19 protein-coding genes are annotated in these 22,448 nt (G+C 69.2%); 11 read left to right on the top strand and 8 right to left on the bottom strand.

Annotated elements, in window-relative coordinates:
• The first annotated feature begins 15 nt into the window (after nucleotides 1-15).
• The gene (locus OG947_RS20640; RefSeq protein ID WP_328812772.1) at nucleotides 16-741 is read left to right on the top strand and encodes a haloacid dehalogenase type II; all 726 of its coding nucleotides are present in this window, start codon (nucleotides 16-18) and stop codon (nucleotides 739-741) included.
• Here OG947_RS20640 and OG947_RS20635 read toward each other — a convergent pair.
• The 3 genes from OG947_RS20635 to OG947_RS20625 all read right to left on the bottom strand — a co-directional run bounded on the left by OG947_RS20635 (nucleotide 720) and on the right by OG947_RS20625 (nucleotide 2,743).
• Nucleotides 720-1,232: a class I SAM-dependent methyltransferase gene (locus tag OG947_RS20635; protein ID WP_328812771.1), complete on the bottom strand. Its 513-nt coding sequence runs from the start codon at nucleotides 1,230-1,232 to the stop codon at nucleotides 720-722. The genes OG947_RS20640 and OG947_RS20635 overlap by 22 nt on opposite strands.
• A 42-nt stretch (nucleotides 1,233-1,274) precedes the next feature.
• Entirely contained in the window at nucleotides 1,275-1,814 is a 540-nt protein-coding gene (locus OG947_RS20630; protein WP_328812770.1) for a nucleotidyltransferase family protein, read from the bottom strand.
• 287 nt (nucleotides 1,815-2,101) lie between these two features.
• Nucleotides 2,102-2,743: a pyridoxamine 5'-phosphate oxidase family protein gene (locus OG947_RS20625; protein WP_328812769.1), complete on the bottom strand. Its 642-nt coding sequence runs from the start codon at nucleotides 2,741-2,743 to the stop codon at nucleotides 2,102-2,104.
• A gap of 202 nt (nucleotides 2,744-2,945) precedes the next feature.
• Between OG947_RS20625 and OG947_RS20620 the strand changes: the two genes are divergently transcribed.
• The 4 genes from OG947_RS20620 to pucL are packed head-to-tail and all read left to right on the top strand — an operon-like array spanning nucleotide 2,946 to nucleotide 6,635.
• Nucleotides 2,946-4,850 carry a solute carrier family 23 protein gene (locus OG947_RS20620; RefSeq protein WP_328812767.1) on the top strand — a complete coding sequence of 635 codons (1,905 nt, stop codon included), beginning with the start codon at nucleotides 2,946-2,948 and terminating at the stop codon, nucleotides 4,848-4,850.
• A 30-nt stretch (nucleotides 4,851-4,880) separates the two neighbouring features.
• A complete protein-coding gene (uraD, locus tag OG947_RS20615; RefSeq protein WP_328814081.1) occupies nucleotides 4,881-5,390 on the top strand; it encodes a 2-oxo-4-hydroxy-4-carboxy-5-ureidoimidazoline decarboxylase in 510 nt (169 codons plus the stop codon).
• The gene (gene uraH, locus OG947_RS20610) at nucleotides 5,387-5,710 is read left to right on the top strand and encodes a hydroxyisourate hydrolase (protein ID WP_027503685.1); all 324 of its coding nucleotides are present in this window, start codon (nucleotides 5,387-5,389) and stop codon (nucleotides 5,708-5,710) included. Before uraD ends, uraH begins: the two co-directional genes overlap by 4 nt.
• 4 nt (nucleotides 5,711-5,714) lie before the next feature.
• Nucleotides 5,715-6,635, top strand: a complete 921-nt coding sequence (pucL, locus tag OG947_RS20605) for a factor-independent urate hydroxylase (RefSeq protein ID WP_328812766.1) — start codon at nucleotides 5,715-5,717, stop codon at nucleotides 6,633-6,635.
• Here pucL and OG947_RS20600 read toward each other — a convergent pair.
• Nucleotides 6,617-8,170 (bottom strand): PucR family transcriptional regulator, encoded by a 1,554-nt coding sequence (locus tag OG947_RS20600; protein WP_328812765.1) that lies wholly within the window; start codon nucleotides 8,168-8,170, stop codon nucleotides 6,617-6,619. The two genes, pucL and OG947_RS20600, sit on opposite strands and share 19 nt — an antisense overlap.
• A gap of 113 nt (nucleotides 8,171-8,283) precedes the next feature.
• Here OG947_RS20600 and OG947_RS20595 point away from each other — a divergent pair, with 113 nt between their 5' ends.
• The 3 genes from OG947_RS20595 to OG947_RS20585 are packed head-to-tail and all read left to right on the top strand — an operon-like array spanning nucleotide 8,284 to nucleotide 13,197.
• A complete protein-coding gene (locus tag OG947_RS20595) occupies nucleotides 8,284-9,681 on the top strand; it encodes an 8-oxoguanine deaminase (protein ID WP_231476080.1) in 1,398 nt (465 codons plus the stop codon).
• A gap of 4 nt (nucleotides 9,682-9,685) precedes the next feature.
• Nucleotides 9,686-10,498 carry an FAD binding domain-containing protein gene (locus tag OG947_RS20590; RefSeq protein ID WP_328812764.1) on the top strand — a complete coding sequence of 271 codons (813 nt, stop codon included), beginning with the start codon at nucleotides 9,686-9,688 and terminating at the stop codon, nucleotides 10,496-10,498.
• The gene (locus OG947_RS20585; protein ID WP_328812763.1) at nucleotides 10,495-13,197 is read left to right on the top strand and encodes a molybdopterin-dependent oxidoreductase; all 2,703 of its coding nucleotides are present in this window, start codon (nucleotides 10,495-10,497) and stop codon (nucleotides 13,195-13,197) included. The genes OG947_RS20590 and OG947_RS20585 overlap by 4 nt, the downstream gene beginning before the upstream one ends.
• Here OG947_RS20585 and OG947_RS20580 read toward each other — a convergent pair.
• The 3 genes from OG947_RS20580 to OG947_RS20570 form a co-directional block, all read right to left on the bottom strand.
• Nucleotides 13,185-13,649 (bottom strand): Lrp/AsnC family transcriptional regulator, encoded by a 465-nt coding sequence (locus OG947_RS20580; RefSeq protein WP_027503691.1) that lies wholly within the window; start codon nucleotides 13,647-13,649, stop codon nucleotides 13,185-13,187. The genes OG947_RS20585 and OG947_RS20580 overlap by 13 nt on opposite strands.
• Before the next feature lie 34 nt (nucleotides 13,650-13,683).
• Nucleotides 13,684-14,394, bottom strand: coding sequence for a CPBP family intramembrane glutamic endopeptidase (locus OG947_RS20575; RefSeq protein WP_056447710.1), 711 nt, complete (start codon nucleotides 14,392-14,394; stop codon nucleotides 13,684-13,686).
• A gap of 69 nt (nucleotides 14,395-14,463) precedes the next feature.
• On the bottom strand, nucleotides 14,464-15,618 hold the full coding sequence (locus tag OG947_RS20570) for an NAD(P)H-binding protein (RefSeq protein WP_328812762.1): 1,155 nt from the start codon (nucleotides 15,616-15,618) through the stop codon (nucleotides 14,464-14,466).
• A 71-nt stretch (nucleotides 15,619-15,689) separates the two neighbouring features.
• On the opposite strand from OG947_RS20570, the gene OG947_RS20565 reads away from it, so the two are divergent.
• The 3 genes from OG947_RS20565 (at nucleotide 15,690) to OG947_RS20555 (ending at nucleotide 21,772) form a co-directional block, all read left to right on the top strand.
• Entirely contained in the window at nucleotides 15,690-16,292 is a 603-nt protein-coding gene (locus OG947_RS20565) for a hypothetical protein (protein WP_082544656.1), read from the top strand.
• 137 nt (nucleotides 16,293-16,429) lie between these two features.
• On the top strand, nucleotides 16,430-20,989 hold the full coding sequence (locus OG947_RS20560) for an ATP-dependent helicase (protein ID WP_328812761.1): 4,560 nt from the start codon (nucleotides 16,430-16,432) through the stop codon (nucleotides 20,987-20,989).
• Nucleotides 20,990-20,992: 3 nt separating this feature from the next.
• Nucleotides 20,993-21,772 (top strand): DNA-formamidopyrimidine glycosylase family protein, encoded by a 780-nt coding sequence (locus OG947_RS20555; RefSeq protein WP_328812760.1) that lies wholly within the window; start codon nucleotides 20,993-20,995, stop codon nucleotides 21,770-21,772.
• A 13-nt stretch (nucleotides 21,773-21,785) separates the two neighbouring features.
• On the opposite strand, the gene OG947_RS20550 is transcribed toward OG947_RS20555, so the two are convergent.
• Nucleotides 21,786-22,439 (bottom strand): PadR family transcriptional regulator, encoded by a 654-nt coding sequence (locus tag OG947_RS20550; RefSeq protein WP_328812759.1) that lies wholly within the window; start codon nucleotides 22,437-22,439, stop codon nucleotides 21,786-21,788.
• Nucleotides 22,440-22,448 lie beyond the last annotated feature (9 nt).

Here is a 22,448-nt window from a genome sequence, read left to right as displayed (position 1 = left end):
GTACGGGCACGCGTCGTGACAGAGGTCCGGGCCGCTCTCTTCGACGTGTTCGGCACCGTCGTCGACTGGCGCGGGGGTATCGCCGACGAGGCGCGGCGCTGGCTGGAGGAGTACGCCCCCGAACGCGACGACATCGATCCGGGCGACTTCGCGGACCTGTGGCGTGCGAGGTACCAGCCCTCGATGCAACCGATCCGGACCGGTGAGCGCCCCTTCACCAAGCTCGACGTGCTGCACCGCGAGAGTCTCGTGGAACTGCTGGCGGAGTACGTGCTCCCCACCGAGGCGGTCGACGATCTGACTCTGGCGTGGCACCGGTTGCCGCCGTGGCCGGACTCGGTCGCCGGTATCGCAGCCGTCCGCGAGTCCGTCATCGTGGCACCCCTGTCCAACGGCAACGTGTCGTTGCTCCTCGACATGGCCAAGCGTGCCGGCATCCCCTGGGACGCGGTGCTCGGCGCGGAGGTGGTGCAGGCCTACAAGCCGACTCCCGAGTCGTATCTGCGGACGGCGGAGTTGCTCGATCTCGCTCCCGGCCAGTGCCTGATGGTCGCGACACACAACGATGATCTCGCCGCCGCCCGTGGGTGCGGACTACAGACCGCCTTCGTGCGCCGCCCGCACGAGCACGGACCGCAGCAGACCGAGTCCGAACCCACCGACGACTGGGAGTTCGTCGTCGACGACCTCGAGGAACTGGGCAGGCTTCTCCGGTCCGGTCAGGCGAGCAGTCGTTCGTAGACGCCGACCTCGGACCCGAGTTCCCAGGCGCCGATGCCCTCGAAGGAGGACAGCACGCGCTCGTGATTCCAGTCCTCGTCGACGTGGATCTCGTGCGGATTGCCCTCGATCTCGTGCTGCGGGTAGTGGACGATCGGGATCGACAGGTACGCCGCCCGCGTCGCGGCCGCACAGCACCTGGCCCACAGCGCCACCGCGTCGGCCTCGGTCATGTGCTCCGCCACGTCGCCGATGATCACCACGTCCGCCGTCGGCAGGTCCACCGTGCGCGCGTCACCGAGGATGATCTCGTCGTAGTACTCGTGGAGGCGGTAGGTCTCCACGTACGGCTCCCAGATCTCGACACCGGTGAGGCGGGAGAGCTGCGGCCCTGCAAGCAGTTTCGCGTAGGTCCCCACCCCCGGTCCGATGTCGAGCACGGAGACGGGTCGCTCGGACCCCAGGGCGTGGACACGGTCGCGGGTCCAGGACTTACCTTCGGACGAACTCATCGGCATGACTGTCCTGTGCCCAGCCGGGCCTCGGCGTAATCGTCAGGGGCTCGGGCGGTCGTGATCGCGACCCGTCGCGAGGTCCCCGCACTCGACGGTGATCACGTCGGGGTTGCCGCGGAGGAAGGTGCGGGCGCCCTGATCCCCCGTCGCCGCCTCCGCGACCTCCGCCCACCACCGGCGCGCGAGCACCACGGGGTGACCGGGAGTGTCATCGAAGGTGGCCCGCGCGATTCCAGTGCTCGCGGCGTGGTCGAGAACCCGCCCCACCACCTCGGCGCCGATGTCGGGGGTGTCCACCAGGTGCAGCACCGCGAGGTCGGCGTCGGTCGTCTCACATGCCTGCAGGCCCACCCGCACCGAGCTGCCCATGCCGGTGCGCCACTCGTCGTTCACCACGGCCTGCGCGCCGGGAGGCATCTCCGGCGCCGCGGCACCCACGACGACCAGGACCACGTCGCACCCGCCATCGCGCAGCGCCCGCACCGCCAGGTCCAACCAGAGCCCGTCGTGCGCCAGGATCTTGGGGGCGCCGTACCGGGTGCCCGCACCCGCCGCGAGCACCACGCCGACCGTCGTCATGCGACCACCCTGCACGGGCTGCGTCCCCGGCGCCAGTGCGCGCCGAGCACCTCCCGGGCGCCACGTCCCACTTTTCGCACCCACTCGCGGGAACCCGCCCCCAGCGCCCGCGAGTGGAACACCCCACGCACGTGACGCTCCGCTCGACGCGGAATGGCGCGGGATCCCGCCCCATCCGCCGCCGAGGGGACCAGAAACTCCACCTCCCGGGCGCCACGTCCCACTTTTCGCACCCACGCGCGGGAACCCGCCCCCACTGGCCGCGAGTGGAACACCCCGCCCCACGCCTACTCCAGCCGCGCCTCGAGCTCCGCGATGCGGTCGAGCAGCACCTTCTCCCGTGCCGCAGCGTCACGCTCGTAGAGCGCCCCCATCCGGCTCACGTAGTCCTGGTCGTAGCGCGGAATGATGCTGCGGGTGCAGTTCCAGTCGATCGCCTCGACGGAGATCACGACGCTGCGCTCGCACCGCGACTCGACGGTGCCGCCGGGCACCTGCCGAAGTCGCTCGAGCAACGCCGGGTTCGCACTTCCCTCGACCACCGTCGCGCGCCCGTAGATCTTCACGCGCTGGCGGCGCGGGTAGTCCACGACGATCAGCGCCACGCGGTCGTTCGCGTCGAGATTGCCGGCCGTCACGTACTGGTTGTTCCCGGCGAAGTCGGCGAACGCGAGTGTGCGGTCGTCGAGCACCTGCAGGAACCCGGCCGGCCCGCTGCGGTACTGGACGTAGGGCCATCCGGTCTCGGTGACCGTCGACAGGTAGAACTGGTCCGCGGCGCGGATGATCACCTTCTCGCGGCCGTCGAGTTCGTCGGGTCCGTCGTCGCCGCGTTCCGTCTGTGCACCGTAGGCCGTGTAGCTGCCCTTCGCGCGCTGCCGCGCCAGCGCCGAGGGTCCGAACACCAGGTGGTGATAGTGGTTACTCATCGCCCCTCACTCTTCACCACCTGTTGGCGGATCACCCAACGACCAGCGCGGACCGGTGCCCCGACTTTGTGCGGTCTCGACTGGCGGGGTCGCCCCGCATGGCGGAGTCTGATCGCACCGCACTCCGGTCACTCGCCGCCCTGCACCGTCGCAGGGCACCGCCTCAGGCCTTTTCGGCCCTCGCCTGGAACCAGGTCCACTCATGACTGTTCGCTCCGCCGTCACGCGGCGTCACCCCGTCGACGAGGTTCTCCCCGCCCACAAGCTGGCGGCCTACGGGTTCCAGCACGTCGTCGCCTTCTACGCCGGGGCGGTGCTGGTCCCGATCATCATCGGTGGGGCCATCGGCCTCACCAACGAGCAGTTGATCCACCTGATCAACGCCGACCTCTTCACGTGTGGCATCGCCTCGATCATCCAGGCGGTCGGCTTCCGGAAGATCGGCGTGAAGCTGCCGCTCCTGCAGGGCGTCACCTTCGCCGGTGTCAGCCCGGTCATCGCGATCGCGATGGCGAACGGCGGCGGGACCGAGGGCCTGCTGTACGTGTACGGCGCCGTCATCGTGGCGGGCCTGTTCACGTTTCTCATCGCCCCCTGGTTCAGCAGGCTGCTGAGGTTCTTCCCGCCGGTGGTGACCGGAACGGTCATTGCCATCATCGGTATCGCCCTGCTGCCGGTGGCCGTCAACGATGCCGTCACGAATCCTGCTACGCACGAACAGGATCCGACCAACGGTCGCTGGATGGCCTACGCGATCGGCACGCTGGTGATCATCGTGCTGATCCAGCGATTCTTCCGCGGCTTCACCGCCACCATCGCCGTGCTGCTGGGACTCGTCATCGGCAGCGCCACCGCGTACGTGTTGGGCGACATGACGTTCGACGGTGTCTCCGAGGCGTCGTGGGTAGGGTTCACGCAGCCGTTCCTGTTCGGCGCGCCCAAGTTCAGTGTCATCGCCATCATCTCGATGAGCGTGGTCCTGATGATCACGGCGGTCGAGTCGACGGGCAGCGTCTTCGCGACGGGTGAGATCGTCGGCAAGCGGATCACGAAGGACGACATCGCCGCCACCCTGCGTGCCGACGGCGTGGCCACGGTGATCGGCGGCTCCTTCAACTCGTTCCCGTACACGGCCTTTTCGGAGAACGTCGGCCTGGTGCGCCTGACTCGCGTGCGCAGCCGGTGGGTGGTCGCTGCCGCCGGTGTCATCATGATCGTCCTGGGCCTGCTGCCGAAGACGGCGGCGGTGGTCGCGTCCATTCCGTCACCCGTCCTGGGCGGCGCCGCGTTGGCGCTCTTCGCCACCGTGGCGGTCGTGGGCATCCAGACCCTGTCGAAGGTGGACTTCACCGACCACCGCAACCTCATCATCGTCGCGACGAGTCTCGGTCTGGCCCTGCTGGTCACGATCCAGCCGACCGTCTCGGAGGGTGTTCCGAGCTGGCTCGAGCTGCTGTTCTCGAGCGGCATCGTGCTGGGTGCGTTCACCGCGATCGTCCTCAACATCCTGTTCTTCCACGTGGGCGGCTCGCGCGGGGCGACGGTGGCGGGCTCCCCCGGCTACTCGATCACCCTCGACGCCGTCAACGAGATGAGCCTCGACGAGTTCTCGACGACGTTCGGCGACGTGGTGCAGGGATCGGACTGGGTGGTGCGTCGCGCGTACGAGCAGCGGCCCTACGCGGATGCTCATGCACTGCGGGAGGCGTTCCAGGATTCCCTGCTCGCAGGCACCACGGAGGAGCAGGTCGAGCTGATCAGCGCCTTCCCCGATCTGGGCAGCGAGGACGACACCGGCACCGCGTTCGCCAAGGACCACGTCTCGCTCGCGCACCTCGGCGACGAGGAGCACCGCTCGGTGGTCGACCTGGCCACCGCCTACCGGGATCACTTCGGCTTCCCCCTCGTCATCTGCGCGGCCGAGACCGAGCACTACGACCGGGTGCTCGCCAACGGGTGGTCGCGGATGGAGAACTCACCGGGTGCGGAGCGGTCGTTCGCCATGATCGAGGTCGCGAAGATCGCGAACCACCGGTTCGACGACCTGGTCGCCGATGCGAATCCCATCGCCGCGGCGCGTTTCGGCAGACTGAACGACCTGTCCTGATCCCCACCACAGAAGGGAACGCTCGTGTTCCTGCACGAAGCACTCGGGCTCGACGGATTCAATCGGCTGTCCGATCGCGCCGCGATGCACGCCTTGTTCGAGTGCTGCTCGTCGTCCATCTGGGCGCGCCGGGTGGCCGTCGGTCGCCCCTTCGACAGCGCCGAGGCCCTCCTGGAACGCGCCGACAGCGAGTTGGCGGAACTGTCCGAGACGGAGATCGACCGCGCACTCGACGGTCATCCACGTATCGGTGCCTCGGTGACCGCCGGCTCGTCGTCACAGCGCGAGCAAGCGGCCGTGAGCGCGGCGGACCAGGGCGTCAAGGACGCGCTCGCGGCGGGGAATCGGACCTACGAGGAGAAGTTCGGCCACGTCTACCTGGTGTGTGCGACGGGCCGCCCTGCGACGGAGCTTCTCGCTATCCTCACCGAGAGGCTCGACAACGATCGGGAGACGGAGAGGCGCGTGATGAGAACCGAACTGGCGAAGATCAATCGAATCAGGTTGACCCGCATGCTGACCGAGCGGACCGAACAGTGAGCGTCAGCACCCACGTCCTCGACGCGGTGCACGGGACACCGGCGACAGGGGTGGGTCTCGCGGTGGTCGACGAGCACGGCGACGTGGTCACCACCGGCATCACCGACGAGGAGGGACGCGCCAAGGAACTGCTCCCGGACGACGCCGTTGCCGGTGTCTACACTCTCGTGTTCGACACCGCCGCGTACTTCGAGCAGTCCGGGACGCAGACCTTCTACCCCGAGGTTTCCATCACCTTCACCGTCCTCGATGTCGATGCGCACCACCATGTTCCGCTGCTGCTGTCCCCGTTCGCGTACTCCACCTATCGAGGAAGCTGACCCCATGACCGATCTGACCGGGAACATCGTCCTGGGAGCCAACCAGTACGGCAAGGCCGAGAACCGAGTGGTGCGCATCTACCGCGACACCGCTCGCCACGAGATCCGGGACATCTCCGTGTCCTCGGCACTGCGGGGCGACTTCTCCGCCGCCCATCTCGTCGGTGACCAGGGCGCGGTCCTGCCGACGGACACCCAGAAGCAGACCGCGTACGCCTACGCGAAGGAGAAGGGCCTGCTGCATCTCGAGTCGTACGGCCTGGATCTGGCACGGCATTTCGTCGACGACGTCGAGCCGGTGACGGAGGCGCGGATCGAACTCGAGGAGTACGCGTGGGAGCGCGTCACCGTCGACGGACGTCCGCACGATCACACGTGGGTACGCAAGGGCCAGGAGACGCGGGTCGCCTCGATCACCGTGGCGGGCGCAGGATCGGAGCAGAAGACTTGGGTCACTGCAGGTTTCAAGGATCTGATCATTCTGAAGTCGACGGGGTCCGAGTTCGCCGGCTTCCTCGAGGACTCCTACACCGTGCTCGCCCCGACTCATGATCGCGTCATGGCCACCTCGCTCGAGGCCCGGTGGCGCTACACCACCACCGACGTGGCGTGGGACGAGGTGTATGCCGGCGTCAAGGCAGTGATGATCGAGCAGTTCGCCACACTCCAGTCGCTCGCGTTGCAACAGACACTGTTCGCGATGGGACGCGCTGCGCTGGAGGCATTCCCGTTCATCGCGGAGCTCCGGATGAGTGCACCGAACAAGCACCACTTCCTGTACGACCTCGACCGGTTCGGTGTCGAGAACAACGGCGAGGTGTTCCACGCCGACGACCGTCCCTACGGGCTCATCCAGGCGACCGTCGAACGCGAGGACGCCCCCGACGCGGGATCCGCCTGGCGGGGTTACAGCGTCGTCGGCTGAGGCCCGAGCACGGCCAACGCGACGAAGACGTCGGTGCGGTCCTCCGTCGTCCCCAGGTCTCGGTCCGTCAGCGCCTCCACCCGTCCGATGCGGTACCGCACCGTGTTGACGTGCACGTGAAGGGCGTCCGCCGTGCGACTCCAGGAACCGTCGTGGTGCAGGTACGCCCGCAGCGTGTCCAGCAGTCCCGCGTCGGTGCGGCTGTCGTGGTCGAGTACCGCGCCGAGCACCCGCCGGGCATAGGCAGCGCGCAGTCCGTCCGGCACCACCGAGAGCAGGACGGCGGCCGATCCGGTGTCCGCGCTGGTCCGCACCGCGATGCGGTCGGCCGACGCCGCGGCGACCTCGCGTGCGTGTTGCGCCGACCGCACACATCCGACGAGGGCCGCGGCCTCGGACGCCGTACCCACGCCCACGGCGATCCGTCCGGCCACGGTGTCCTCGAGTCGCCGCAGTGCAAGGGCGATATCGGCGGCCATGCGGGTGGACGTCCGACCGGGAGGTAGCCCGACGACACCGATCACGAGGTCCCCGTCGGTGACTCCCACACTCACCGCACCGTCGACCGACTCCCGCACTGCGTCGGTGAGCACCGCGGCCAGGACCTCGACAGGCATATCCGACGTGGCGGCCAGCGCGACGACGTCTCCTGTCACGTCGACGCCGATCTGTCGAATGCGTTCCAGCGCCTGCTCTCCGGATCCGTCGACGAGGAGTTCGGCCGCGCGGTCGGCCATGGTGCGCAGCACCCGCGCGCCGTCGTCCACGCGCACGCGATCGAGGGCCGCGATGCTCGCCAGCTGACCGAGCGCTTCGAGAACCTGCCCGTCCATGCACTCGTGGTCACCGTCCACGACGAGGTACCACGCAGTCGCACGGTGACCGAAACTCGATCCGACGGGCAGCACGGACCGCACCGCGTTCTCGGTGACCACGCGGCACGGAAGACTCTGCGCCGCAGCCCGTACGAGAGCGTCCACCACCTCCGTGGCCAACGGCTCGGCGGACACCACGGGCCGGCCCACCGCGGTGATGATCCGGCAGGTCACGCCCGTGTCCCGCGCCGTCTCGTTCGTGAGGTCCGCGAGCGCGCGTCCGTCGGTGACCGCGGTGAGCAATCGGTGCTGGCGGGCCAGACTGGCGGAGAGCCGCGCCACCCGATCGCCGGTCACCCGGCTGGTGACGGCATCGATGACGTCCGCGAACGCGACCGCCGACGGCACCGCCAGCAGCGGTAGCGAGTACTTCTCGCACGCACGCACCACGTCGTCGGGGACGGAACCGAACACTTCGTCGCCCGCCGCGAGCGCCACAGCGCCCGCCGCGACGACCGACCCCACGAAGGCATCGCTGTCCTCCGGCGCGCGGCGCCACACCATGCCGGTGACGACCAGCTCGCCGCCCACGATGTAGCGCGACGGGTCCGGCAGATCGGTCGCGAAGGCCCACCGCACGGTCCGACCGAGTTGGTCGTCGGTGCCGACGAGGCGCCGCAGCGCGAGTTCCGGTACGTCGAGCACGTCCTGGATCAGCACACCCGTTCACCCGCCCGCATCGTCGTTGGAGGATCCGACAGTAGGCGCCGCTCGTTTCGACCACGTTTCGTCGGCGCGCGCCCTGCGCGGGTGGCCGACACGGTGTTGACTCGGTGACACAGCGAGGACAGGAGTACGACGTGCCGGACCGCATTCTCATCACGGGCGCCCACGTGATCACCGTGGATCCCGCCCGCTCCGAGTGGGCGGCGGGCTGGGTCCTGATCGAGGACGGGCTCATCGCGGCGCTCGGCGACGGGACACCGCCGCCGCGTCCCGACGGTCCGGAGGTCACCGTCATCGACGGCCGCGGTTGCGTCCTGACTCCCGGCCTCGTGAACACGCACCACCATCTCTATCAGTGGATCACCCGCGGTCTGGCCGCGGACTCGACGCTCTTCGAGTGGTTGACGACGCTGTATCCCGTGTGGGCCGGCATCGACGCCGACTCGGTCCGCGTCGCAGCGACGGGTGGGCTCGCTCGGTTGGCCGCGACCGGATGCACCACCACCACCGACCACCTCTACGTCTTCCCCCACGACGGCGGCGACGTGTTGGGCGCAGAGATCGACGCCGCGAGGACGGTCGGTCTGCGGTTCCACCCGACGCGCGGATCGATGGACCTGGGACACAGTCAGGGTGGTCTGCCGCCGGACAGCGTCGTGGAGTCGCTCGATGCGATCCTGGCCGCGAGCAGCGCCGCGGTCGACCGCTGGCACGACCCGTCCTTCGGATCGATGCTGCGCATCGCTCTCGCACCGTGCTCGCCGTTCTCCGTCACCGGCGACCTCCTTCGCGAATCGGCGACGCTGGCGCGCGAGCTGGGCGTCCGGTTGCACACACACCTCGCCGAGACCCTGGACGAGGAGGAGTTCTGCCGCAGCAACTTCGGCATGACTCCCGTGCAGTACATGGAATCGGTCGGCTGGGTCGGCGACGACGTCTGGTACGCGCACGCCGTGCATCTCGACGACGCCGCGATCGCGACCATGGCGGCCACCGGAACCGGGGCGGCCCACTGCCCCACGTCCAACGCGCGGCTGGGCGCCGGTATCGCCCGAGCGCGCGATCTGATCGACGCGCGGGTTCCCCTGGGGCTCGGCGTCGACGGTGCCGCCAGCAACGAGTCCTGCAGCATGCTCGAGGAGGCGCACCACGCAGCACTGTTCGCACGGGCGCGCGGCGGACCCCGCGCCATGACCGTGCGCGAGAGCCTCGACCTCGCGACACTCGGCGGTGCCCGAGTCCTCGGGCGCGAGAACGAGATCGGCTCGCTGGAGGTGGGGAAGCTCGCCGATCTGGCGCTGTGGCGCATCGACGGCGCCGCCCACGCCGGCATCACCGACCCCGTCGCCGCGTTGGTACTGGGCGACCGGCCGCCCCTCGAACGGCTCCTCGTGCACGGGCGGGTGGTGGTCGAGAACGGGGTGGTCATGACCGTCGACGAGGAGACAGTGGCCCGGGACGTGGCGGCGGCGCACACGGCGCTGCTCACGAAGGCCGGGCGGTGATTCCGTGGACCTGAACACCGTGCGCGAGGTCGTCCGGGCTCGTACGCGGGGCGATCTCTCGGTCATCGACGGCGGCACCGCCGTGGTGGCAGGTGGGACGTGGGTCTTCTCGGAACCGCAGGTGGGGGTGCACCGACTGGTCGATCTGACGGACCTCGGCTGGGAACCCGTCGTCGTCGGCGAGGGGCTCGAGATCGCCGCGACGTGCACCGTGGACACGCTGCGTCGGATGTCGTGGCCGCCGCGGTGGCCGGACCTCGAGTCGCTGGTGGCCCTCTGCTCCGACGCGTTGCTCGCGTCGTTCAAGGTGCAGCAGTTCGCCACGGTCGGTGGGAACATCGCCCTCGGACTTCCCGCGGGATCCATGACCTCGCTCTGTTCGGCGCTCGACGGCGTCGCGGTGATCTGGACCCCCGACGGTCACGAACGGCGCGTGCCCGTCGCGGCGCTGGTCACCGGACCCCAGCGCACGTCGCTCGCACCGGGCGAGGTGATACGCAGCATCGAGATCGACGACGCCGTTCTGCGCTCCCGATTCGCCTGCCGCAGAATGTCCTTGGCACCTCGCGGGCGCTCCGGCGCCGTCGTGATCGGTCGCCGGGACGCCGAGGGATCGTGCGTCCTCACCGTCACCGCATCGACGTGCCGCCCACACCAGCTGCGACTCGAGGAAGTGCCGCACGCCGAGGACGTGGCCGCGCTGCTGGACGCCGCGATACCCGCCGACCAGTGGTACGACGACGTGCACGGGGCGCCGGACTGGCGACGCCACGTGAGCGGCGTGCTGGCACAGCAGATCTGCGAGGAGCTGTCATGAGAGTGGGAGTCAACGGGGAGACCGTGGAGATGTCGCCGCGACCGGGCCAGTGCCTGCGCACGGCCCTGCGCGACATCGGACGGTTCGAGGTGAAAAAGGGGTGCGACGCGGGCGACTGCGGCGCGTGCTCGGTGCTGCTGGACGGTGCCGCCGTCCAGTCGTGCATCGTTCCGGCCTACCGCGCCGACGGTCGGGAGGTCACCACGGTGGCCGGGCTGGGCACGCCGGACGACCTGCATCCGATGCAGCAGCGATTCGTCGACGCCGCCGGATTCCAGTGCGGTTTCTGCACGGCCGGCATGATCGTCACCGCCGCCGCCCTCACCGACGAGCAGACCGAGGATCTGGACACCTCGCTCAAGGGAAACCTGTGTCGCTGCACCGGGTATCGGGCGATCACCGACGCGGTCACGGGTGTGCGCACCATCGAGAAGTCCACCGAGGGACCGGCGTGCGGACGCTCCGTCGCCGCACCGGCCAGCGCTCGCGTCGTCACGGGAACGGAGCCCTACACGCTCGACGTCGCGATGCCGGGTCTGCTGCATCTGTCGGTGCTGGGGAGCCCCCACGCCCGTGCGCGCATCGTCTCGATCGACACGTCGGCCGCGCTGGCCGTCGAGGGCGTGGTCGCGGTGCTCACCCACGAGGACGCGCCGCCCGTCGCCTTCTCCACCGCACGCCACGAGTCACGGGACGACGATCCCGACGACACTCTCGTTCTGGATCGCGAGCTCCGCTACGTCGGGCAGCGGGTGGCGGCGGTGATCGCCGAGTCGGTGGCCGCCGCGGAGGAGGGCAGAGGGCGCCTCCTCGTCGAGTACGAGGTGCTGCCCGCCGTGCTGCATCCCGCGGACGCGCTCGCACCGGGAGCCCCGATCGTCCACGCCGGCAAGGGTACCGAGGCCAGGATCGCGGACGTCGAGCGCAACGTCGTGGCCGAGGTGAGCGGTACGACCGGCGACGTCGAGGCGGGCCTGGCGGCCGCGGACGCCGTGGTGACCGGAACGTGGCGCACCGCCCGCGTGCAGCACACTCACCTCGAGACGCACGGTGCGATCGCCTGGTTCGCGGAGGACGGGCGCCTGACCGTCCGCACGAGCTCGCAGGTCCCGTTCCTCGTACGGGACGAGCTGTGTCACATCTTCGACCTCGATCCCGACACCGTGCGGGTGTTCACGACGCGGGTCGGTGGCGGGTTCGGCGCCAAACAGGAGATGCTCACCGAGGATCTCGTGACGCTCGCCGCTCTGACGGTGCGTCGACCGGTACAGCTCGAGTTCTCCCGTGCCGACCAGTTCACCGTCGCGCCCTGTCGGCATCCCATGGAGGTGTCGGTCACCGCAGCCGCCACGGCCGACGGCACGCTCACCGCGCTGACCCTCGACGTGCTGAGCGATGCCGGCGCCTACGGCAACCACAGTCCCGGTGTGCTGCACCATTCCACCGACTCGATCGCCCTCTACCGCTGCGCGGCCAAGCGCGTCGAGGCGAGAGCGGTGTACACGAACACGATTCCGTCCGGCGCGTTCCGCGGATACGGCGTCGGGCAGACCTGTTTCGCCGTCGAGTCGGCGCTCGACGAGTTGGCGCACCGATTGCACATCGATCCGATCGAGTTCCGGCGTCGCAACGTCGTCGTGCCGGGTGATCCGTTCGTCGCCGCGCACGTCCTCGACGGCGACCTCCTGTTCGGCAGTTACGGACTCGACCAGTGCCTCGATCTCGTGGACGAGGCACTCGCCGAGCCCGGATCGCCGGCGCCCGACGGATGGCAGGTGGGCGTCGGCGTGGCCATCGGCATGAATGCCACCGTGCCGCCGCGCGGCCACGTCTCCGACGCGTCGATCACCGCTCTGCCCGGAGCGCGCTACCTGGTGCGCGTCGGCACCGCCGAGTTCGGTAACGGCACCACGACGGTGCACGGTCAGATCGCGGCGTCGATCCTGAACACGACCGTCGACCGCATCGAGATCGCACAGTCGGACACCGACGTCACCTCCCACGACACGGGCGCCTTCGGGTCGGCGGGCACGGTGGTCGCCGGCAAGGCTGTCGCACTCGCCGCCGAGTCGTTGCGCGAGAGCATCATCGGTGCCGCATCGAGCCTGACCGGATCGCTGCCGACGCAGGGCGTGCTCGGTCCGGAGGGCGTCACGGTGGACGGCGCACTGTGCTCACTCGACGAGATCGTCGCGGCCCACGACGGACCGTTGGCGGCGGACGGGTACCACGGCGGATCGCCTCGCTCGGTGGTGTTCAACGTCCACGGGTTTCGGGTCGCGGTCGACCCCGGGAGCGGCCGCGTCGCGATCCTGGACTCCGTGCAGGCCGTCGACGCCGGCACGGTCATGAATCCGGTGCAGTGCCGTGGGCAAGTGGAAGGTGGTGTGGCGCAAGCGCTGGGCGCAGCGCTCTACGAGGAGATGAGGCTCGACGAGACGGGGCACGTGACCACAGCGTCGCTACGGAACTACCACATCCCGCAACTCGCCGACGTTCCGACGACCCGAGTGTTGTTCGCGGACACCTATGACGCGCTCGGGCCGCTGGGTGCCAAGTCGATGAGCGAGTCTCCGTACAACCCCGTCGCACCGGCGTTGGCCAATGCCGTCACGGACGCCGTCGGCGTACGGCCGCACGCACTGCCGATGTCGGCGGACCGCGTCTGGAGAATGCTGCAGCGCGATCAGGAGTCGTAGAAGGTCTGCAGAATGATGGTACTGCGGGTCTGCACGTTGGCAGTGGTCCGGATCTGCTGCAGGAGTCGCTCGAGATCCCGCGGTGACGCGACGCGGACCAGCAGCACATAGCTGTCCTCCCCCGCCACGGAATGGCACGCCTGCACCTCGGGCAGTGGCCGCAGACGCGCGGGCGCGTCGTCGGGCGCCGTCGGATCCAAGGGGGTGATGGCCACGAACGCCGACAGTGGCTGGCCGATGGCCTCCCGATCGACGCGCGCGGTGTATCCGAGGATCACCCCGGACGACTCGAGCCTGCGCACTCGTGACTGCACGGCCGAGACCGAGAGGCCCGCCCGCTCCGCGAGGTGAGCGAGAGTCGCGCGGCCGTCGGTGATCAGTTCCTCCACCAGCACGCGATCGGTGGCGTCCAGATCGTCCGAGCGGACGGACTTGCCTCGTGCACCGGTCATGGGCGCTACCCTGCCACGTCCCGATCGGGGAGCGTCAGGCGAACAGTGGTGGCATGGCGAAGACCATGACCGTCGACCACGCGACGTGCGTCAGGATCGGCGCGAGAATGCCGCCGGACGCCCGGCGTTCGAGTCCCAGCACGAAACCGAGGGTGATGGCGGCGAAGCCGAGCATCGGGTTGCCCGTGGCCAGAGTGGCGATGGTGTAGACGATCGTCGAGATGACGACCGGCCGCTTCACGCCGATGGCCGAGAACAGAGCGCCGCGGAAGAAGATCTCCTCGGCGACCCCGTTGAACAACGTGATGAAGACGATGAGCGCGAGCGGTCCGACGCGCGCGTGATCGAGGACGTTGGCCGTGAAGTCCCGCAGCGGCGGGATCTCCCGCACGACGAGTGCGCCGAGGATGAACACGCCACCTGCGGCCAGACCGATCGCGATCGGCGTGATGATCGGTCGCCGCAGGGTCCCGCGGAAGTTGATGCGACCGAGGTGCAGTGGCCCGGACAGGAACCCGCCGACGATCCACACCAATGCCAGCGCGATGGTCAGCGTGTAGAACATGGGGTCGCCGGGCTCGGTCGACAGCGACACTCCCAGCAGCGTCGCGCCCACGACGAGCACGACCGCCACGATGATGCGCCGCCGTAGGAAGGCGCGATCGGTCTCGTGATGGTCGCGGTCGACCTTGTCCACCAGCGCGTTGCGCACGATGGATTCGGCCCTCATCTGCCAGGACACCATGAAGTACTCCTCCGGCTCGTCGAACCTGTCGGTCGTGTCGGAACTTGCGGTCTGTGAACGAGAGACCGACTAGAACTTCAGAAGAGACCGTACCCGGGACGAGACCGCGGCAACCACGTCCAGATTGGTCCGGACGACCGGAGCGACGGGCCACGAGTAGAGCACCGCGCCGATGCCGAGTGCCTCGGCGAGCTTCCACCCGTCCTCGCTCAGCAGATCGGCGCCGCGGCGGCGAATGCTGCGGACGTCGCCGCCGGTCCACTCCGCGTCCGAGGACACCAGGCGCAGCGAGTCGGGCGTCGTGGCCAGGCCGCGGGTGGCGCTCGCGCCGAGCAGGCTTCGGCGCATGGCGTCGTCGACGTCGGTGAGACCGCCCTCAGGCTCGGGGACGAACTCCGAGATGCGGTTCTCCGAGGCGGTCATCGAGTTCACGAGAGACTGCACCAGGTCGTCGGCGAGCAGTCCCGGAACCGGGATCAGTCGGCCGATCACGAGAGCCGCGAGCTTGGTCGGGATGCCCGGGGTGGGCACACCCAGACGATGCAGCTCGGCGGCGCGGACGTAGGCGAAGACGAGGTCCTTGTACGGAAGGATCTCGGGGCCCGCGATGTCGTACGCGTCGGCGGGCACGTCGGGTGACGCGCACGCGAGGAGATAGTGCACGACGTCGTCGACGGCGATCGGCTGCACCGGCTTGCTCAACCAGCTCGGGAGCGGCAGCACAGGCAGCCGGTCGGCAAGGTACCGGATCATCTCGAAGGACGTCGATCCGGCGCCGATGACGATGGCGGCGCGCAGCCACACCACCTCGATGCCGTCGATGGTGAGCGCCTCGCCCACCTCGGCGCGGCTCGCGAGGTGCTCGGACAGCTTCTCGCCCTCGGGGACGAAGCCACCGAGGTAGACGATGCGGCGGACACCCGCGGCGCGTGCCGCCTCGGCGAAGTGCCGGGCGGACGCGAGGTCGGTGGCCCGGTAGCCGGATTCCCCGATGGCGTGCACCAGGTAGTACGCGACGTCGATGTCCTCCGCGGACAGCGCCTCGGCGCACGAGTCGGCGTCGGTCACATCGAGTCGCACCGCCCGCACGTCGTCGTGCCAGTCGAAGGCGGTCAGCCTCTCCGGCGTGCGCGAGCCCACGACGACGCTCTCGTCGGCCGACACGAGCGCGTCGACGAGGCGAGAACCGATGTAGCCGCTGGCCCCGGTCACGAAAGCAGTCATGTTCTCGACATTACGGGTGCGGTGCGCTCGCATACCGCCGCGTGAGGGGCGTCACCGTGCAGACTGTGCTCATGGCCGACGTGGATCGACACCGAGCACCCGACAACGATCTGTCGGTGCGTACCGTCCGGCTGCCCGTACCGTCACTCGGCAACATGCTCGGACTCGCCCGCGGGACCGTTCTCTGGTCGCTCGACACCGTCGCGTTCGTCGCTCAGCTGCCCCGGCGGATCGACGACCTGTTCGTTCGTGTCGACGAGGTCATCGCCGCGATCGAGCGCATCACCGACCAGGCCCAGACGGTCATCGGCAAGGTCTCGGCCACCACCGAGGACGCGCAGGGCGTCATCGTCGGAGCGGAGTCCGCCTCGTCCAAGGCGCTGGCGATGATCTCCGAGCTCGAACCCATCACCGCGCGCGCGATCCCGCTGGGCCGCACCTTCGTGGACAACTTCTCCGAGGCCGAGGTGGAGGCGGCGGTGAAGCTCGTGGACCAGCTGCCGGAGCTGGTGCAGCGGATGGAGGGCATCATGCCGATCCTCGCGACGCTCGACACGGTCTCCCCCGAGATCCACGAATTGCTCGAGGTGACCAAGGACGTGCGCAAGGCCGTCATCGGCATCCCGGGGTTCAAGTTCTTCCGCAATCGCGGCGAGGAACGCCTGCACGACTGATCGTCGCGCCGCCACACCTCGCGAGTACGTCCAGAGTGTTGTGATCCCGGCCTTCTCAGCGACCTCATCGACGTACTCGCGGGGGGTGGGGACGCGCATCCGGCGACCGTGTCGGGGGGTCCGTGCACTATGGAGAGGTGAAGAACCCTCCCACTCCGGCACCGGAGGACGTGCTCGCGCGATTCACGGCTCCGACGCGGGCGTGGTTCGACGGCGCCTTCCCCGCGCCCACCGCCGCTCAGCTCGGTGCGTGGGACTCCATCTCGAGCGGCGCGCACACCCTCGTCGTCGCCCCGACCGGCTCCGGCAAGACCCTGTCCGCGTTCCTGTGGGCGCTGGACAAGCTGGTCAGCCGTGATCCCGAGGACACGGCACCCGGCACCCGCGTGCTGTACGTCTCTCCGCTGAAGGCGCTCGCGGTGGACGTCGAGCGCAACCTCCGCGCTCCCCTGGTCGGCATCACCCAGACTGCCAAGCTGCAGGGCGTCGCGCCACCGGAGATCTCGGTCGGTGTGCGCTCCGGCGACACCAGCCCCGCCGATCGTCGTCTGATGCTCAAGACGCCGCCGGACATCCTCATCACGACACCCGAGTCGTTATTCCTGATGCTGACGTCTGCAGCGCGAGAGTCACTCGAGCGCGTCGACACCGTCATCGTCGACGAGGTGCATGCCGTCGCCGGCACCAAGCGCGGCGCGCACCTGGCGCTGTCGCTGGAGCGTCTCGACGCGAGGTTGGACAAGCCCGCTCAGCGCATCGGTCTGTCCGCCACCGTCCGTCCGCACGAGGAGGTGGGACGCTTCCTCACCGGGTCCGCACCCATCAGCATCGTGTGCCCGCCGTCGCCGAAGACGTTCGACCTCTCGGTGCGCGTTCCGGTGGAGGACATGACGGAACTCGGCACCACCGAGCCGCAGGAGGGGTCGGCCTCCGCCGCTCCGCAGCAGGGGTCCATCTGGCCGCATGTCGAGGCGCAGATCGTCGACCTCGTCCTGGAGCACCGGTCGTCCATCGTCTTCGCCAATTCTCGACGGCTCTCGGAGCGACTCACCGCGCGCCTCAACGAGATCTACGCCGAACGCCTCGGTGACGGTGCACCCGTCGACCACGCACCGCCCTCGCAGATCGGCGCCTCCGGTGACGTCGTCCACGGTGCCGAGCCGCTGCTGGCCCGCGCACACCACGGCAGCGTGAGCAAGGATCAGCGCGCGCTCATCGAGGACGATCTCAAGTCCGGCCGCCTCCGCTGCGTCGTGGCCACCAGCAGCCTCGAACTCGGTATCGACATGGGCGCAGTCGATCTGGTGGTGCAGGTCGAGGCGCCGCCGTCCGTGGCCAGTGGTCTGCAGCGTGTCGGTCGCGCCGGCCACCAGGTCGGCGAGATCTCCCGCGGCGTGCTGTTCCCGAAGCACCGCACCGACCTGATCCACTGCGCTGTCACCGTGCAGCGAATGACAGACGGGCACATCGAGGCTCTGAAGGTGCCGGCCAATCCCCTCGACATCCTGGCCCAGCACACCGTGGCGGCGTGCGCCCTCGAACCCATCGACGCCGACGAGTGGTTCGACATGGTCAGGCGCACCGGCAATTTCGGGTCGCTGCCGCGGTCCGCCTACGAGTCCACGCTGGACCTGCTGTCGGGAAAGTACCCGTCGGACGAGTTCGCCGAGCTGCGACCACGTTTGGTGTGGGACCGCGACGGTGGGTCGCTGACCGGTCGCCCCGGCGCCCAGCGTCTGGCGGTCACCTCCGGCGGCGCCATTCCCGACCGCGGACTCTTCGGCGTCTTCATGGTCGGCGAGAAGGCCAGCCGCGTCGGTGAACTCGACGAGGAGATGGTCTACGAATCCCGCGTCGGAGACGTCTTCGCCCTCGGTGCCACCAGTTGGCGCATCGAGGAGATCACGCACGACCGTGTGCTTGTCAGCCCTGCCTACGGTCAACCGGGCCGGCTTCCGTTCTGGCACGGTGACGGCCTCGGACGTCCGGCCGAACTCGGGGAGGCACTGGGCGCGTTCCTGCGCGAGTCGTCGGACGACGACGCGCTGCGCGGCCGGCTGCAGGAGAGCGGGCTCGACGTCAACGCGGTGAACAACCTGTCCGCACTGCTCACCGAGCAGCGCACTGCGACGGGCCACATGCCCACCGATCGCACATTGGTCGTCGAACGGTTCCGCGACGAGCTGGGCGACTGGCGTCTGGTTCTTCACTCCCCGTACGGCCAGCAGGTGCACGCACCGTGGGCCCTGGCCATCGGCGCGCGCCTCATCGAGCGGTACGGCATCGACTCCCAACCGACGGCATCGGACGACGGCATCATCGTGCGGCTCCCGGACACCGACGACGAGCCGCCGGGCCCGGACCTGTTCGTCTTCGAGAAGGACGAGATCACCGACATCGTCACCGAGCAGGTCGGTGGCTCCGCCCTGTTCGCGTCGCGGTTCCGTGAATGTGCCGCGCGCGCACTGCTTCTGCCCCGCCGCAATCCGGGCAAGCGAGCACCGCTCTGGCAGCAGCGTCAACGTGCCGCGCAGCTCCTCGACGTCGCCAAGAAGTATCCGACGTTCCCCATCCTGCTCGAGACGGTGCGCGAGTGCCTCCAGGACGTGTACGACCTGCCCGCACTCGAGGACCTCTGCGTGCGTATCGCGCGCCGCCAGATCCGCATCGTCGACGTCGAGACCGACTCCCCGTCACCCTTCGCCACCTCGTTGCTGTTCAGCTACGTCGGGCAGTTCATGTACGAGGGCGATTCCCCGCTCGCCGAGCGTCGTGCTGCTGCGCTTTCTCTCGACGCCTCGTTGCTGGCGGAGCTGCTCGGACGCGTCGAGCTGCGCGATCTGCTCGACGGCGACGTCGTCACCGACACCGAGCTCGAACTGCAGCGCCTGGTCGACGACCGCAAGGCCCGTGACGCGGAGGGCGTGGCCGATCTGCTGCGCCTGCTCGGCCCGCTCACGACGGCGGAGATCGAGGCACGCATCGAGTCGCCCGGCTCCGCAGCGCAGTGGGCCGGCGAGCTCACCGCGTCACGCCGCGCCCTCGAGGTCTCGTTCGCCGGGTCGCAGTGGTGGGTCGCCATCGAGGACGCCAGCAGACTGCGTGACGCGCTGGGTGTCCCGTTGCCCATCGGCACCCCGGCGGCGTTCATCGAGCCGGTCGAGGATCCGCTCGGGGACCTCGTGAGCCGCTACGCCCGCACCCACGGTCCGTTCTCCGTCGCGGACGTCGCCGGCCGCTTCGGCATCGGGTCGGCGGTCGCCCGTGACGTGCTGCTGCGCCTCGTCGCCCAGAAGCGGGTGGTGGAAGGTGAATTCCGGCCCGGCGGTTCCGGCAGCGAGTGGTGTGATGCCGAGGTGCTGCGCAGGCTCCGCCGGCGTTCGCTCGCCGCAGCACGCCAGGACGTCGAACCCGTGTCCACCGGTGTCCTCGGCCGCTTCCTGCCGCGCTGGCAGCACGTCGGCGGCACCCTGCGCGGACTCGACGGTGTGGCGACGGTCATCGACCAGCTCGCAGGTGTCCCGGCTCCTGCCTCGGCCTGGGAGTCGCTGATCCTGCCGCAGCGTGTCCGCGACTACTCCCCCGCGATGCTCGACGAGCTCACCGCCACCGGCGAAGTGGTGTGGTCCGGCCAGGGCGCGATCTCGTCCAAGGACGGATGGATCTGTCTGCACCCTGCGGACGCCGCCCCGGTGACGCTGCCGCCTGCCAAGGACGACGAGCTGACGGACTTGCAGCAGACCGTGCTGCAGGTGCTCTCGGGCGGCGGCGCGTACTTCTTCCGACAGCTGTCCGACACCGTCGGGCAGCTGCACCAGACCGAGTCCGGCGCCCCGGCCGACGACCCGACTCTGGTTGCGGCACTGTGGGATCTGGTGTGGACCGGGCACCTCACCAACGACACGTTCGCCCCGCTGCGAGCGCTGCTGCACGGCACCACCCGTTCCGCGCCGAGCCACCGCCCCGCGCGACGCTCGCCGCGGGCGCGGTCCTACCAGCGGTTCGCGCGGCCCTCATTACCGACGCGCACGGGCCCACCCTCCGCGGGTGGCCGGTGGGCCCTGCTTCCGGAGGCCGAGTCGGACCCCACCATCCGGGCACATGCCACCTCGGACATCCTGCTCGAGCGCTACGGCGTCGTCACCCGAGGGTCCGTCATGAACGAGGGCGTCCCCGGCGGCTTCGGCGGTGTCTACAAGGTGCTCACCGGCTTCGAGGACAGCGGCCGGGCCCGTCGCGGCTATTTCGTCGACTCGCTCGGCGGCGCCCAGTTCTCCACCTCGGACGTCGTCGACCGACTGCGCAGCGAGTCGGAACGTCCTGTCGGAGCCGTCGCACTTGCCGCGACCGATCCCGCCAACCCGTACGGCGCCGCACTGCCCTGGCCCAAGAGTCCTGTGGACGCGGCATCCGGGCACCGCCCCGGACGCAAGGCCGGTGCCCTCGTCGTCATGGTGGACGGCGAACTCGTGCTGTACGTCGAGCGCGGCGGCAAGACGGTGCTCACCTTCACCGAGGAGCGCGACGTGCTGGTCACCGCGGCGTCGGCTCTCGTGTCGTTGGTGACCACCAGGTCCGTCGACAAGCTGGTGATCGAACGCACCGACGGGAGCGACATCCACGGCTCCGTCTTCGCGACGATCCTCACCGAGGCGGGCTTCTCGGCGACGCCGCGTGGCCTCCGGATCAGGGCCTGATCCATGCCCGAAGGCGACACCGTCTGGCGCACGGCCAACAGTCTGCGCGATGCACTCGACGGCAAGGTTCTCACCACGTGTGATGTCCGCGTGCCGCGCTACGCCACGGTCGACTTCACCGGCGAGACAGTGGAATCGGTTCTGTCGGCGGGGAAGCATCTCGTCATCGAGGTCGGCGGCAAGGTCATCCACTCCCATCTGAAGATGGAAGGTGCGTGGCACGTCTACCAGCCGGACACACCGTGGCGACGGCCCGCCTACCAAGCGCGCATCGTGCTGGGAACGAGTGACCGAGTCGCGGTCGGGTTCGAACTCGGTGTCGTCGAGATACTGGATACCGTCGAGGAGGCGGTCGGGTATCTCGGGCCGGATCTGCTGGGGCCCCTGTGGGATCCGGCCGTCGCTCTCGGAAAGCTGGAAGCGGAGCCCGATCGACCCATCGGCCTCGCTCTGCTCGACCAGCGCGTCATCGCCGGACTCGGGAACGTCTACCGCAACGAGATCCTGTTCCTCCGCGGCGTGGACCCGCACACGCCGGTCTCCGCGGCGGGGAACCTGGCGAAGATGATCGATCTGTCGCACCGCACGATCACGGCCAACAAGAACCGCAACGCGCGCACCTTCACCGGAGATCTCCGTGCGGGCCGGCACTTCTGGGTCTACGGCCGGGAGAACAAGCCGTGTCGTCGCTGCGGAACACGCATCCGCGACGGGCTTCTCGGGGACAACCCTCTCGAGGAACGGCAGATCTACTGGTGCCCGAGGTGCCAACCCGCTCCGTGAACCGACTGTTGGGTCACGACTCCTCGTGCACCTCCGGTGCACCCAGTCGCGCCGAGGCGTCGAGCATCGTCTCGGTCCGATCCCGGTGCGAGGTGGCCGGAGTCGTGGTGTCCGGCCAGTCCTCGATCTCTGCCAGCGCCCAGTCGCTCCATTCGACGATGTGCGAGAAGTGTCCGACCATGAAGCGATTGGCGAGTGCCATCAGGTGCTGACGTTCGGGAAACGTCGCGACGGTGGTGTCTCGGAGCGTGACGGCGTGCCGCCCGAAGAGTCGGCGGGTGGCGTCGGCCTGCTCCCGCATCGTCCGTAGGTTGCCGCGCAGATCCTCGATGGAACCCTGCTCGGCGAACAGCACCCGCATCATGCCCTCGAACTCGAGGGCCGACGGGCGAGACTTCTCCGCCAACCATGCCGTCAGGGCTGCGCGCCCCTCGTCGGTGATCGAGTAGACGGTGCGGGGACGCGCGCCCACGGCATCGGCCCTCGCTGACACGAGACCGCGCTCGAGCAACTTCTTCGGCGCGTTGTAGTGCTGCCGTCCCGCCCGAGGCCACAGTTCGCCCACACCACGACTGAACAGTTCCGAGATGTCGTACGCGGTGAGGTCCCGCGACACCAACATGCCGAGCACGACGTAGGACGTCGTGGTGAGGTCGCCCTGAGCCACCGGTTCCAC

It is taken from the genome of Rhodococcus sp. NBC_00297 (assembly GCF_036173065.1).
Classification (GTDB): domain Bacteria; phylum Actinomycetota; class Actinomycetes; order Mycobacteriales; family Mycobacteriaceae; genus Rhodococcoides.
The sequence above is the reverse complement of the archived record's forward strand: the minus strand, read 5'-3'. Positions and strand labels throughout refer to the sequence as shown.